Raw genomic sequence first — 14203 nt, 5'->3', positions numbered from 1 at the left:
GACGTTTGGCGGCGATTGGACAAGTTAAAGTGACAATTCAGCCTGACACTTTTCGCGCGCGTCCCTTTACCGCTTCGATGCGCGGGCGAGGAGCAGCACCGGGATCAGGCCCGCTGCAAACAGAATCAGCGCGGGGATCGATGCTTCAACGAGGCGTTCATCGCTTGCCAATCGGTAGGTGCGTGTCGCCAATGTTTCGAGGTTGAACGGGCGCAGGATCAGCGTTGCGGGCAATTCGCGAACGGTGTCGATGAACACCAAAGCGGCGGCGGCGAGCAGGCTGGGGCGCAGCAACGGCGCGTAGATGCGAATGAGCACGCGGGCAGGCTTTGCTCCGAGCGAACGCGCAGCTGCATCGAGCGAGGGCGGAATCTTTGCCAATCCACTATCGACCGAATTGTACGCCACGGTCAGGAAGCGCACCGAAAGCGCATAGATCAGGATCAGGCTGGTGCCCGTCAGCAGCAATCCGCCGCCGTACCCAAATGTGTCTCGGGCAAAGCGGGAGATGCCAACATCCACCGCGCCGAGCGGAGCGAGCAGTCCCACCGCCAGCAACGCGCCGGGCAAAGCGTATCCCAAGGTAGAAAGCCGGATGGCGCCGCGCACCATGCGGCTGTCAGACCGCTTCTTTGCGAAGCCCAGAACCAGCGCGGTGACCAGACACAAAGCCGCCGTTGCGAGGCCGAGCCACAGGCTTCCCTTTATGTAGGTCCAAAGCTCTCCCATGGCGGCGATGGCGCGTTCGTCGAAAGAGAGGCCTGCAAGGTGCAGGGCAGGGATCACGAAGCCTAGTAGCACCGGCAGAAGACATGCGATCAGCGCCGAGGCTTTGCCCCCGGCTGAAAGCTCGATCAATGGGCCAGCGTCTCGCTCGGCGAGTCCGTCTTTGCTGTCCGTCCGTCCGCCGCGTGTTGCTGCCTCGAAGGCGATCAACGCAACGACGAACAGCAGCATGATCGCCGCCAACCCCATCGCCGCCTGCTTGTCTCCCATCGAGAGCCACGTGCGGAAAATGCCGGTGCTGAAGGTGGGAATGGCGAAGTATTGCGCCACGCCAAAGTCGGCGAGTGTCTCCATCAGCACCAGCGCCAATCCGCCCGCAATGGCTGGCCGCGCGGAGGGCAAAGCGACTTGCCAGAATGCGCGGCGCGGTGTCGCCCCGAGCGAGCGTGCGGCGCGGAATTGCTGCTGGCTCTGGCGTGCAAAAGAAGCACGCGTCAGAAGGTAGACATAAGGGTAGAGCACAATGCCCAGAACGAACGCGCCGCCGACCAGCGAGCGGATGTCGGGGAACCAATACTCGCCCGCATTCCATCCCGTCAGGCCGCGAATCCCCGACTGCACCGGACCTGAAAAGTCGAGCAGATCGGCATAGATATACGCACCGATATAGGCCGGTACCGCCAGCGGCAGAACCAATGCCCAGGCGAGAACTTTGCACCCTGGAAACTCTGCCGCGCTGACCAGCCACGCACAGCCCACGCCGATCACACCCGCAATCGCGCCGGTCATCGCCATCAAGGCCAAAGTGTTGGCGATGTATTGGGGCAGAACGGTCTGTGAGAGATGCGCCAGCGCGCCGATGCCGCCACTCGCCCCGCTGACCACCACGGCGATGATCGGCACGGCCGCCAATGCGGCGATAAGCAGCGCGCCAAGTGTCCAGCCATTCAGGCGCAGGCCCGCGCGGCTTTGTGCAAGCCCGCTTGCCTCTGCGCCGTCAATCTGACTAAGGCGGCTCACCATTGATCGATCCGGACGGACAATTGAGTCTCGAATTTCGTCATATTGCCCATGCTTACGGCCAAGGAGCCAGTGAGACGCGCGCGCTGGAGGACATCAGTCTGACAGCGCAGGCGGGTGAGATTACGTGCCTGCTTGGCGCGTCGGGTTGCGGAAAGTCAACCTTGCTGAACCTCGCCGCTGGAATGTTGACGGTGCAAGCCGGCAGCATCCATCTGGACGGCGTATTGCTGGCTGACAGCCGCACCAATCCGCCCCCTGAAGACCGGCCCGTGGGGCTGGTGTTTCAGGACGGTGCGCTGTTTCCGCATATGACAATTGCCAAGAATGTCGCATTCGGCCTGCCCACATCGGAAGCGGGCGCGGTGGACGGCTGGCTGGAGATGGTTGGTTTGCCCGGACTGGGCGGGCGTTACCCGCATGAGCTTTCCGGCGGACAGCAACAACGCGCGGCCTTGGCACGCGCGATGGCGCCGGGGCCTCAGGCGTTGTTGATGGATGAACCATTTGCCAGCGTCGATATCGTCCTGCGGCGAAAGCTGCGGCGTGAATGCCGCGATTTGCTGTGCGCGCGCGGCGCAAGCGTGTTGTTGGTGACGCATGATCCCGAAGAGGCGCTGGATATCGGCGATCGCATCGCGGTGATGGAAGCAGGACGTATCCTGCAATTCGACACGCCCGATGCCCTGCGTAGTGCGCCTGCGGACGCGACAGTCGCGGCATTCTTTGAAGATTTGCCCTGAAGATTTGTAGGTCTGACACAAAGCTTCGCTTGCACTTTCTGTTTTAATAATGCAAATCATTCGCAACTAAGAATCGAAAGGCACTTCATGAAAAACGGTTTGGTTGCGGGCGCGCTCGCTTTGGCTTTGGCTGCGTGTGGTAGCAGCAATGAAAAGGGTGAGGGCGGTGATCCGCTGGCGGGCGTGGAAATCACCGGTGAGGTAAACATCTATTCCTCGCGCCATTATGACACCGATCTGGCGCTCTACACCGATTTCACCAAGGCAACCGGCATCAAGGTCAATCGGATTGAGGCCGAGGCGGATGCCTTGATCGAGCGTATTCAGAGCGAGGGCGAGTTCTCGCCCGCCGACTTGCTCGTCACGGTGGATGCGGGTCGCCTGTGGCGCGCCGAGCAGGCAGGTATTCTCGACACGGTTGAGTCCGAGACGCTGAGCGAGCGCCTGCCCGAGTATCTGCGCCACCCCGATGGTTTGTGGTTCGGCCTGTCGACCCGTGCACGGGTGATAATCTACAACAAGGAAGCGGGCGCGCCCGAAGGGCTCGCGACCTATTCCGATCTTGCAGATGAATCGCTCAAGGGCGAAATCTGCATGCGGTCCTCTTCGAACATCTACAACATCTCACTGCTCTCCAGCGTCATCGCGCATGAAGGCGCAGCGGCAGCGGAAGACTGGACCAAGGGCGTCGTCGCCAATTTCAAGCGTGACCCGCAGGGCAATGACACCGCGAACATCGAAGCCGTTGCAAGCGGCGAATGCGGTGTCTCGGTGGTCAACACCTATTACCTCGCGCGCCTTTCAGAGACCGATGAAGGCAAGGCGATGTTGGACGGGATCGGCGTGATCTTCCCTAACCAGGAAACCACCGGCACCCACATCAATATCAGCGGTGCTGGTTTGGTGAAGACGGCCAAGAACCGCGAGAATGCGATCAAGTTTCTCGAGTATCTCACCAGCGAGACCGCACAGTCTTACTTCGCCAATGGCAACCACGAATACCCCGTGGTGGCTGGAATCAATGCGACCTCCGCTGTGGAAGCTTTGGGCGAATTCAAACCCGACGAACTCGGCGCGGAAAAGATTGGTGGCAATCAACGTCAGGCGATCGAGATTTTCGACCGCGCTGGCTGGAACTGATCGTTCGCGGTCAAGGCGGGCTTTCACCCTTAATCGCTAAACTCCCTTGATAGGTGTGAGCGAAAGGTCCATCTGCGCGCACAACTTGCCGCGTCCTGCGGCGCAGACAGATCATCCGAGGCATTGAAGTGAATACGTCCATCCTTGACCGCGACCAGTTTCAGGAAAGCGGAGCGCTCTCCGTTGAGACGATCACGTATGTCCATCACTGGAACGAAGAGCTGTTCACGCTGAAGATGACGCGCCCGGCAAGCTTCCGCTTCCGTTCGGGCGAGTTTGTGATGATCGGCCTACCGCAGGAAAACGGCAAGCCGCTGCTGCGCGCATATTCTGTTGCCTCGCCCAGCTATGATGAGGAGCTCGAATTCCTCTCGATCAAGGTGCAGGACGGCCCGCTCACCTCGCGGCTTCAGCACATCAAGGTCGGCGATCCGATCTATCTCGGCAAGAAGCCGACCGGCACGCTGGTGACCGACGCGCTGCTGCCCGGCAAGCGGCTGTTCATGCTTTCGACCGGCACCGGCCTTGCGCCGTTTATGAGCCTTGCGCGCGATCCGGAAGTCTACGGCATGTTCGACGAGATTATCGTCGTGCACTCGGTCCGCCATGTGGCTGATCTTGCCTATCGCGAGCTGCTCGAGAGCAAGCTCGAAGGTGATCCGCTGCTCGAAGATGAGGATCGCGAGCGCTTCATTTATGTGCCAACCGTCACCCGAGAAGACTTCCACACCACGGGCCGGATTCAGACGCTGATCGACAGCGGTGATCTGTTCAAGGATAGCAAAGGTCCCAAGCACTTCGTTCCGGACGAAGACCGCGTGATGCTTTGCGGTTCCATGGCGATGATCAAGGACCACGCCGCCGATCTGGAAGCGCGTGGTTTTGAAGAAGGCGCCAACAACAAGCCTGGCCAGTTCGTGATCGAACGCGCGTTTGTGGGTTGATCACCTTTCTACTGAATTAATCGCCTATTCAGATAGATAAGCCCAGCTTCGTCGTTCAATCAGAGGAGCAGGCAATGGTGGTTACGCGCAATCTCGGTAGAGTTCTTGGTGCAGCAGCTTTGATCGGGACGGTTGCCGTTCCCGCATCCTTGTCCGCCCAGATGGCAAGAGGTTCGGGTCAGCCAAGCTATCACCTGATGCAATTGTCCGTCGACGGAAGCGCCGTTTCCAAGGACGAGTTTGCGGCCCAGACCGAGACCATCAAATCATGCGGTGACGCGCGCAAGCTGGGCAAGGCAATGGGCGCTGACATCAAGCGCAACCGTTTCGTTGCCAGCTGGAACCTTTCGCCATCGATGAAGAAAATGCTCGATCAGATGGACACCGGTGAGGCGTCCGAAATCGTCAGCAATGATGGCAAAACCATGCGTGTGTTTGTGATCTGCAATCGCGCGGGCTGACGCAAGCTGATGCGATTTTCGCACTTTACATGATCGGATCTCTCGGGGCAGTTGCAGGGTGCAACCTGACAATTGGAGAGAGCCCCCATCATGCTCGATATCGCGCATCGCACCGCCTACAACGAAGACCACGAAGCCTTTCGCGACACTGTTCGCAAAGTGCTGAACGAGCATATGGTCCCTCACCTCGACAAGCACGAGGAAGAGGGCATCGTCGGGCGCGAGGCGTGGAAGGCACTAGGCGAGGCGGGGATGCTGTGCCCCACTGTAAAAGAAGAAAATGGCGGGCTCGGCCTCGATTTCGGTTTCAACTGCGTGCTCGCTGAGGAGCTTGCCTATATCGGCACCAGCGCGGGCTTCACGCTGCAAAACGATATCACCGTCAACTACTTCGAGCGGCTGGGCAGCGACGAGCAAAAGGCCAAGTATCTGCCCGGCATGATCAGCGGCGATATCATAACCGCCATCGCCATGACTGAGCCGGGCACCGGCAGCGACCTTCAGGGGATCAAGGCCACCGCGATCGAGGATGGCAATCACCTCGTCGTCAATGGCTCCAAGACCTACATCACCAACGGCCAGAACGCTGATGTGGTGATTGTTGTTGCCAAGACGGACCCGAGCGCGGGCGCAAAGGGCACCAGCCTTGTTCTCGTCGACGCCGATACGCCGGGCTTTGAGCGCGGGCGCAATCTCGACAAGATCGGCCAGCACTCCGCCGACACGTCCGAGCTGTTCTTCCAGGATGTGCGCGTGCCCAAGACCAACATCCTTGGCGGGGAAGGTCGCGGCTTTATCCACCTGATGGAAGAGCTGCCGCAGGAACGCCTCTCCATTGCCGTCTCCGCACAAGGCGGAGCGCAGCGCGCGTTCGACGAAGCGGTCAAGTTCACCAAGGACCGCAAGGCCTTCGGCACAACGATCTTCGAGTTTCAGAACACCAAGTTTACCCTCGCCGACCTTCAGGCGAAACTGCAAGTCGGCTGGGCGCACCTCGACTGGGCCATTGCCCGCCACCTTCGCGGTGAACTGACCACGGATGAGGCTAGCGCGGCCAAACTGTGGCACACCGAGATGCAGTGGGAGATGGTCGACGCCTGCCTGCAACTCCACGGTGGCGCGGGTTACATGAACGAATACGTCATCGCCCGCCTGTGGCGCGACGCCCGCGTGCAGCGCATCTACGGCGGCACCAGCGAGATTATGAAGGAAGTGATTTCGCGGGCGATTTGAGGAGGAAGTCACTATGTCCGACCCACTCGACTTTACCAACAAACGCGTTCTCGTGATCGGCGGATCGGGCGGGATCGGCAACGGCATTGCGCAGAGCTTTCGGGCGCGCGGGGCGGAGGTTGTTGTCACCGGCACGCGACCCGACAGCGGTGACTATCTGGAGGCCGAGGACAGCGACTTTACCGGCCTGACCTACCACCAACTCGATGTAACCGACCGCGATGGCGCGGCAGCGTTTGCGGATACTATCGGAGCGGTCGACGTGCTGGTCCAGTGTCAGGGTATTGTGCGGTACGGCCGTCAGGAGTTTGCGCGCGAAGGCTGGGACAATGTGGTTGACGTCAACCTTAACTCGGTCGCCGATCTGGCCTGGGCGTTTCATGGCGGGCTGGCAGAGCGGGACGGGACTATGATCGTCGTATCGTCCGTCGCGGCGTTCAACGCGGCGCGCGGCAATCCGGCTTATGCGGCGTCCAAAGCTGGCGCGGCGAGCATGGTTATGTCTTTGGGAGAGGCATGGGCCCGTGATGGCATTCGGGTGAACGGCATCGCCCCCGGTTTCGTACCCACCAAGATGACCACGGTGACAACCGAGCATCCCGAACGGCGTGATGGCGCTTTGGCGATGATTCCCATGCGGCGGTTTGGAACTCCGGAAGAGATGGCGGGCGCGGCCTTGTTCCTCGCCTCACCACTAAGCGCTTATATGACTGGTCAAACGCTGGTGGTTGATGGCGGGCTGACATTGAGCTGAGGTTTCCTACCCCACTGATTTCGTGTCAGGTAAGGCGATGGAAACAAGCGCAACCCACCGAACAATGGAAAGTCACACATTGCGTGTTCGAAACGCGTCATTTCGCAAACGTTTTGAAAGCCTTGCTGTGAAAGGTCACACTTTCCATAACTGGCTTTGGTGTTTCAAGCATAAGGGAAAAGCCTCATGAAATTCACCCGCCTCGGAAACTCCGGCCTCTCGGTGTCCCGCCTGTGTCTTGGCTGCATGTCATACGGAGACACGACCAAAGGCTGGCATGGCGATTGGCTGCTGGGCGAGGATGACAGCCGCCCGTTCTTCCGCGCGGCCTTGGAAGCGGGGATCAATTTCTTCGACACTGCTAATGGCTATTCGGGCGGCACCTCGGAAGAGATCACGGGCAAGCTTCTGCGCGAGATGGCAAGCCGCGACGAGATTGTGGTCGCGACCAAAGCCTATATCCCGTGGCGTCAGGCGCCCAATACGGGCGGGCTTTCGCGCAAAGCCTTGATGCAGGCGGTGGATGACAGCCTTCGGCGGCTGGGCATGGATTACATCGACCTGTTCCAGATCCACCGGTGGGATGATGAGACACCGATTGAGGAAACGATGGAGGCGCTGCACGACATCGTGAAGGCGGGCAAAGCGCTCTATATCGGCGCGTCATCCATGTATGCGTGGCAGTTCGCCAAGGCACAGGAGACAGCGCGGGCGAACGGATGGACGCCGTTCATTTCGATGCAGAACCAGCTCAACCTGCTCTACCGCGAGGAAGAGCGCGAAATGCTTCCCCTGTGCGAGGATGAAGGTGTGGGCGTGATCCCGTGGAGCCCGCTTGCGCGGGGTCGCTTGGCGCGGCCTTTGGGTGAAGAGACAGTGCGCAGCAAGACCGACGGGTTTGGCAAGGTGATCTATCCCGAGGATGCCGCTGACGATGCGGTAGTGACCGCTTTGGCCGAGCTTTCCGAGGCACGCGGCGAGGCCATGGCGAGCCTTGCGCTGGCGTGGCACTTTACCAAGCCTGCAGTGACATCTCCGATCATCGGCGCGACCAAACCGCACCATATCGAAGCTGCGGTCGCAGCGCTTGATATCGAACTGTCGGACGAGGAAGTCTCGGCGCTGGAGGCTCCCTATCGTCCCAAAGCGCCTACCGGCATGGGCATGGCGTTGCCGCCGATGACGAATGTGACCGTGCGCTAGGCAGGCCCCAAGAAAAAGGGCCGCCCGGTTTCCCGAACGGCCCACAAGTTGGGGAGAGGTGTTGTTGTTAGAAGTCGGCGCTGAGCCCCAGTGAGAAGCTGGTGCCAACGTCGTAAGTGTTGATCTCGATCCGGTTGGCGCCGAGCTGCTGGAACTCGAAATTGTCACGGCCGAAGATGTTGCGGACTTCAAACTTCAGCGTCATCGGGATGCCGAGTTTGACATCCGAACGGGCGACGAAATCGACGGTCAGGCCCGGATCCTCGACCACGTCAGGCAAAGCGCCGCCACGAAGCGTGATGCGCTCGCTGGCATAGTTGAACAGGATGGTCGCCTGCTGCGTCTTCTCGGTGTCCTCGATACCGATCGAGAAGTTAAAGACGTGGTCCGACTGACCCACCAGCGGTGCTCCATCGTCGAACAACTGGTTTGCAAGCTGCGCAGGGTTGCCGGGAACCGGAGCGGTGTCGCCTTCGCCGACCGAGATCGACGACTGGGCAAAGGTGTAGTTCGCCAGCAGCATTAGCTGCTTGGTTTCCCAGACCGTGCCGCCCAGACCGAACAGGTCGATGGCGTACACGGAGTCGAACTCAAGGCCGTAAAGCTCGGCACTCGGTGCGTTGGCAAAGCCGGTAAGGACCTGACCTGAGGCAGAAAGGAGCGTGTTTTCGATCGGGTTGGTGATCTCTTTGTAGAAACCGGCAAGGCTGACGCGGTTCGGTCCGCCAAGGTAATGCTCGGCACGCGCTTCGAGGTTAACCAGCTCACTGTCGGTCAGGAACGGGTTGCCGCGGAAACGGCGGTTTGATTCCGGATCGAAGTAGCTTTGCTCGATCAGTTCGCGGAACTGCGGGCGGGCAATGGTCTGCGAGGCGGAGAGACGAAGTTGAACGTCGTCAATTGGTTCCCAGGTGATCGTGCCAGCCGGAAGAATGTAGTCGTTCATCAGGTTGGTCGATGTCGCACCCAGAACCGGTGTGTTGAAGATCGACTGGTCGAGATCAACGGTCTGCGTCGCGTCTTCGTAACGAACACCGGCCTCGATGGTCAGCGTGTCCGCCGCGAGCCACCGTAGGAGGCCGTAAGCGCCCTGAATTTCAAGCGCGGCATCAAAGGCCGGGAATGGCGATGCCTCGGTCAGAGTGATGTTGAAGTTATCAATCGCGATATCGTCGATGATGTTGCCAGGCTGGCGCAGGCCGAGCGCGGGAACTTGGGAATCGTCGATGATGTCGCCGGAAATGAACGGACGGAACTCACGGCTGACCGAACGGCGCTGTGTGTCCGAGTAAGCGTAGCCCACGGTCGCTGACAGGGTGTCAGTGACATCATAGGAAAGGTCCAGACTGGTGAACCACAACTCTTCCTGCAGATCGTCAAACGAGACAGTCGAAATGCCAGCATCGGAAAGCTGGTTGAAATAGGCAACGAACTGATCGCCGAATGGGTCACCCGGAATGTTGGTGCGGGTGTAGCTGAACGAGGTGTTGAACGGTGCCTCACGGTCGGTGCGGGCATAGCCGCCGCGTACGTCCACATCGAGCGCACCGAAGTCGAGCTCTGCCACAAGCTGGGTGTCCATCAGTTGGCGTTCGAACCAGGCGGTCTGCTGGGTCTGGAAATCGAAGCCGTCAAAGCCGGGCAGAGTGTCCGTGCCGGTTTCGAGACGCGCGGTTTTCAGAGTGTCGCGGATGTAGAGGTTGGTCCACCGGATCGTGTTGTCACCAAAGTCCAGACCGAAACTGAGCATGCCGTTCACCAGCACGCTTTCATCGGTGATGAAGGTGCGGAAGTCCTGGAAGAGCTCGGACAGGTCTGAACTGCCGCCTTGGCTGATGACCGTACGATTGCGCAGGCTGTTCTTGAGCGACGCAGTGGCGATGATGCCGAGGAACGTATCTTCTCCCAGCTCAAGCGAGAGACCGCCGGTGATGGAACCGGAGAAGTTCGGACGCTGCGAGTCCTCGCGCTGCAGGGTCACGAAATCGACCGGGAACAGCTCGGCAGCGATGCTCTCGCTCACCGAAATGGGCACCTGGCCAATACGATCGCCGCTGTTCAGGAACGCCTGAAGATTGGAAGGCGTGTCACGATCACCATTGTCGAAACCGAAAGAGTCGAGACTGGACCCGGCGTAGGTCAGTCCATTTTCAAATGTCGTTTCGCTGTCACCGCTGACACCGAAGCTGATCGAAAGGAAGTCTTCAACCGGAACGGCTTTGGTGGTCAGGTTGATGACACCGCCGCCAAATTCGCCGGGATAGTTGGCCGAGTATGTCTTCTGCACCAGTGACGATGCGACGACGTTGGTCGGGAAGATGTCTAGCGGCACAACGCGGCTGAGCGGTTCAGGGCTCGGCAGCGGAAGGCCGTTAAGCAGCGCGAGTGAGTAACGATCGCCCAAGCCGCGCACAAACACGCGGCCATCGCCGACCACCGAAAGGCCGGTCACGCGTCCAAGAGCGCCTGCAATGTCGCTCTCACCGGTACGAGCAATTGCCTCTTCATCAAGAACGTTCAGAACCTGTGTCGAAGAACGTTCGGGATCGCGGTTGCGTCTACCAACAACCAGGATGTTTCCGCCAGGAACCGAGATTTCCGGCTGTTGTTGTTCGTCTTCCTCCTCGACGGTTTCTTCCTGCGCCTCTTCGGGAGCGGGTTGATCCGCTTCCTGTGCGTGGAGAACCGACGGGAATGTCAGCGATGTGGTGAGAAGCAGCAGCCCCGCAAGGCGCGTTCCGGTCGACATAATCCTAGACCCCTTCATTTTAGGTCTTTGAAAACCGCGAGCCCGATCAGGCTCGATCAAGTACACAAAGGAGGCGCTCGCCGAGATGCGCGCGCCTCCTCAATTCAAAAGGCGCGATCAGTAGACCGGCAGTGAAATGCAATCACCGGTTGCGCTACCGAAGTTCATGGTCGCCGAGTTGCACGTCCAGTTGCCAAAATCTGTGGCAAGGCTGGCACGAACAGCACCGACGAAGCCCAGATTGTTGAAGAACGAGGAGAGCGCGGTCGGATCGAAAGCGGTCAAACCGTTTTCGCCGGTTCCGTTGACGATGTTGTTGGTCAGCGAAAGCGTGAACAGCAGGTTGTTGTTAGCGCCTGCATCGAATGCTGCCTGAACGTCAGCATCGCTTACACCGGAAGTGCCTCGGGTTGGGCGGTTAACGCCGTCACACACCACCGAGTTGAAGCCGATGATGGCGTTCAGTGTGATGGCTTCATCGATACGCAAACAAACATCATCGTCGGTGTCTACATCGATCACACCGTTGGTGAGACCAAGAGCCGGGCCGCCGCGTGCACGGATTGCCTGACCTGAAGCTGTCGAGCGCTGCACGAAAGTGAAGTTGTTCACCTGCATCCGGCTCTGCGGAAGCGCATTGCCAGGTGTGCCGCCCGAAAGATCATCGGGGCTGTCGAATTCAATCAGGCTGTCACCGGTGTTGGTACGCTGAACCGCGACCACAGTTTCGGCGTTCACCTGCGCGCCAGAGTCAACGTCGATAGAGTCATCCGATGCACCGATAACTGCCAACTTGCCGATGTTGACCGAGCCGCCGAAGAATTCGACACCGTCATCAGAGCTGTTGAACGACAGGAGATTGTTGATGGTCGTGCCAGAGCCCGTGCCGCCGGTCGTCAGCGATTGAAGCTCGTTTGATTGCTGAAGTTCGAAGCCCGAGAAGCGGACCTGGTTATAGGTGAACGAACCAGAGCTGTCCGCGCTATCCGTGCCGCCGAACGGTGTTGCGACCACGGTACCTTCGAGCTGCTGCTCACACTGTGGGTTCGCGTTCGGAGCCGATGCTGTGTTGAACACCTGCGTTGAGCAATCCGAAACCGGCGCGCGGCCAAGCAGAACGACACCGCCCCACTGTGCCTGACTGTTTTCACCGCTCAGGCCCAGAACGTTGTCCCGGCTGGTCCAAACGATCGGTCGCGAAGGCGTGCCGTTGGATTCAATCGCGTTGCCGCGGTTGACAACGAGGTATGACTCGCCCTGACCAAACAGGATCGCGCCTGGCTCAATGGTCAGCGTGATCGCGGTGCCGGTGCTGCTGAAGCCTTGATCGGTGCCGACATCAACGCGGTTTTGGATTTGGTAGAGCAGCCCGTTCACGAACGGGAGCGTATCATTTGCATCAAACGTAGCTGGAAGAACGCAGACCAGATACTCGCCAGTCGGACCTGTAAGCGTACCTGAGTTGGTGAGGCCACCAGTTGAGTTGATTGTTGGGCAATCGGAAGCAGGTGTCACGGTCGCCTGCGTCGGGGTGGGTGTAGGGCTTGGGGTGGGGCCGCCACCGCCAATGATAATGTCACCAGAAGTACCGGGCGAGACGATTTCGTCTGCACCGCAGCCGGCCAAAGCAACAAGACTGCAACCCAAGACAAGAGCACGTTGAATGTTTTTCACAGCGAGTGGTCCCCTAAGACAACCGAGAATCAGTTGAGCGCCAGAAGTGCGCGCGAGGCCCCGCTAGGGCTGGAAAATGACAGAATTCTTGCAGGCGAAATTTAGTTATGACAGCCGCGTCACAAGGCAGATTTATGACAGTTTATGACTCTTTTGAGTTGTCCACAGACAGTTTTGTGACACTGCATTACAGAAAAATTACATCCTAAAAACAAAGGCTAAGGGTGATGGTTGCGTTTCAACTCCGTGACATTGTTACAAAAATATTGCATTTTTAAGAAGTTCGATGCATTGTGGTCTCAACGCTACAGGAGAGAACGATGTTGAACCTTTCAAGCCTTGCGCTGGCGCTTGCCGCTCCGGCTGCACTGGCGGGGTCGCCCATCGCAGATAAAGATGCCGAGTCGATTGCCAATTCGGCTACGGAATTCGCGGCCGACTTGATCATGGCCGGCGACAAGCGGGCTGCAATGATGCGCCTCGAAGAGAAGCGCGATGCAGATCCAAAAGACCCTGCGATCCTGATCAACTTGGGCATTGCCTATGCGCAGCTCGGTTATGATCAAAAGGCCCGGGACCAGTTTAAGGGTGCTCTATCAAGCGACGTGTCGCAGGATCTCGAGCTTGCTGATGGTCGCACGATGGAATCGCGCCGCCTTGCACGTAGAGCGCTGCAAATGCTCGATCGCGGTGAGTTTCGCCCAACCTGATCTACATCGTCGCGCCTACGGGCGCCCACGGACGGAAAGGTTTCGGCAACATTAAGTCGATATTTACGACGGCGGGCCTTGCATTAGCGCGGTCTGCCGTTTGCTTTTTGGCGAGCGTCCCACTGTCACCCTGATGTCATTTACTATAGACAAAGGGGAGTGCATCGGAGGGTTCGTAAATGATTCTCGCGCGCGGGCGCATGTTCAATCTAACCGCTTCTGCTGCGGCGCTGTTTGCGGTGCTGCCGTTTCAAGCGCAGGCTGACGTGCTTGAGCTGGATGCAAAGGGCGCGCGCTGGGTTGCCGGTGGGCCCGTTGTCGCCGCGACGCCGCAGCCTTCAACCGTGCTCGCCTCTCCAAACCTTCAGAGCAATCTCGAAGGGGTTGTCAGCGACCCCCGTCTTCACGCTCTCGGCATTCCCCCAGTCTTTGTTGCGAAGGTCAGCGAACTGTCGCAACGCTACGCCCTAAGTCCTGCTCTTATTGAGGCTCTGGTGTGGCAGGAAAGCCGTTGGCGCAATGATGTCGTCTCGCACGCAGGCGCGCGTGGACTGACGCAATTGATGCCGGGTACGGCGCGTTATCTCGGCGTTGACCCCAATGATCCGATGCAAAATCTGGAGGGTGGAGCGCGCTATCTGCGCGAGCAGCTCGACCGGTTCGATGGCAATCTGGAAAAGGCTCTTGCCGCCTACAACGCAGGCCCAGGCCGCGTGATCAAAGCTGGCGGCATTCCGAATATTCGCGAGACCCAAAACTACGTCGCCGCAATTATGGCGCGGCTCGCCAGCCATTCCCGCCCGGCCGCATCGCAATAGAGTCGGAAATCGGGTATTAACACTGCTT

The 14203-nt window shown here is 59.1% G+C and carries 12 protein-coding genes; 9 read left to right on the top strand and 3 right to left on the bottom strand.

Annotation, left to right across the window (positions count from 1 at the left end; translation table 11 throughout):
- Window positions 1-66: 66 nt before the first annotated feature.
- Window positions 67-1749 (bottom strand): ABC transporter permease, encoded by a 1683-nt coding sequence (locus tag AC0V6K_RS02910; RefSeq protein ID WP_472624618.1) that lies wholly within the window; start codon window positions 1747-1749, stop codon window positions 67-69.
- On the opposite strand from AC0V6K_RS02910, the gene AC0V6K_RS02905 reads away from it, so the two are divergent.
- The 7 genes from AC0V6K_RS02905 to AC0V6K_RS02875 all read left to right on the top strand — a co-directional run bounded on the left by AC0V6K_RS02905 (window position 1749) and on the right by AC0V6K_RS02875 (window position 8224).
- The gene (locus AC0V6K_RS02905) at window positions 1749-2489 is read left to right on the top strand and encodes an ABC transporter ATP-binding protein (RefSeq protein WP_472624616.1); all 741 of its coding nucleotides are present in this window, start codon (window positions 1749-1751) and stop codon (window positions 2487-2489) included. The two genes, AC0V6K_RS02910 and AC0V6K_RS02905, sit on opposite strands and share 1 nt — an antisense overlap.
- A gap of 87 nt (window positions 2490-2576) precedes the next feature.
- A complete protein-coding gene (locus AC0V6K_RS02900; protein WP_472624614.1) occupies window positions 2577-3629 on the top strand; it encodes a Fe(3+) ABC transporter substrate-binding protein in 1053 nt (350 codons plus the stop codon).
- 128 nt (window positions 3630-3757) lie between these two features.
- Complete coding sequence (locus AC0V6K_RS02895) at window positions 3758-4573, top strand: ferredoxin--NADP reductase (RefSeq protein ID WP_472624612.1); 816 nt, start codon at window positions 3758-3760, stop codon at window positions 4571-4573.
- A gap of 74 nt (window positions 4574-4647) precedes the next feature.
- Window positions 4648-5034 (top strand): hypothetical protein, encoded by a 387-nt coding sequence (locus tag AC0V6K_RS02890; protein ID WP_472624610.1) that lies wholly within the window; start codon window positions 4648-4650, stop codon window positions 5032-5034.
- 90 nt (window positions 5035-5124) lie between these two features.
- Window positions 5125-6267 (top strand): acyl-CoA dehydrogenase family protein, encoded by a 1143-nt coding sequence (locus AC0V6K_RS02885; protein WP_472624608.1) that lies wholly within the window; start codon window positions 5125-5127, stop codon window positions 6265-6267.
- Window positions 6268-6280: 13 nt separating this feature from the next.
- The gene (locus tag AC0V6K_RS02880) at window positions 6281-7021 is read left to right on the top strand and encodes an SDR family NAD(P)-dependent oxidoreductase (RefSeq protein WP_472624606.1); all 741 of its coding nucleotides are present in this window, start codon (window positions 6281-6283) and stop codon (window positions 7019-7021) included.
- 186 nt (window positions 7022-7207) lie between these two features.
- Window positions 7208-8224, top strand: coding sequence for an aldo/keto reductase (locus AC0V6K_RS02875; protein WP_472624604.1), 1017 nt, complete (start codon window positions 7208-7210; stop codon window positions 8222-8224).
- 67 nt (window positions 8225-8291) lie between these two features.
- Here the strand turns inward: AC0V6K_RS02875 and AC0V6K_RS02870 are convergent, their stop codons facing one another.
- Together AC0V6K_RS02870 and AC0V6K_RS02865 are read right to left on the bottom strand one after the other, a co-directional pair.
- Window positions 8292-10973: a TonB-dependent receptor domain-containing protein gene (locus AC0V6K_RS02870; protein WP_472624602.1), complete on the bottom strand. Its 2682-nt coding sequence runs from the start codon at window positions 10971-10973 to the stop codon at window positions 8292-8294.
- A 117-nt stretch (window positions 10974-11090) separates the two neighbouring features.
- Window positions 11091-12647 carry a hypothetical protein gene (locus AC0V6K_RS02865; RefSeq protein ID WP_472624600.1) on the bottom strand — a complete coding sequence of 519 codons (1557 nt, stop codon included), beginning with the start codon at window positions 12645-12647 and terminating at the stop codon, window positions 11091-11093.
- A 320-nt stretch (window positions 12648-12967) separates the two neighbouring features.
- Here AC0V6K_RS02865 and AC0V6K_RS02860 point away from each other — a divergent pair, with 320 nt between their 5' ends.
- Together AC0V6K_RS02860 and AC0V6K_RS02855 are read left to right on the top strand one after the other, a co-directional pair.
- Window positions 12968-13357: a hypothetical protein gene (locus tag AC0V6K_RS02860; RefSeq protein WP_472624598.1), complete on the top strand. Its 390-nt coding sequence runs from the start codon at window positions 12968-12970 to the stop codon at window positions 13355-13357.
- Window positions 13358-13536: 179 nt separating this feature from the next.
- Window positions 13537-14175 carry a lytic transglycosylase domain-containing protein gene (locus tag AC0V6K_RS02855; RefSeq protein WP_472624596.1) on the top strand — a complete coding sequence of 213 codons (639 nt, stop codon included), beginning with the start codon at window positions 13537-13539 and terminating at the stop codon, window positions 14173-14175.
- Window positions 14176-14203 lie beyond the last annotated feature (28 nt).

This window comes from Erythrobacter sp. S43 (assembly GCF_057364955.1).
Note: the sequence above shows the minus strand (reverse complement) of the source record. Positions and strands in the feature narration are given on the sequence as shown.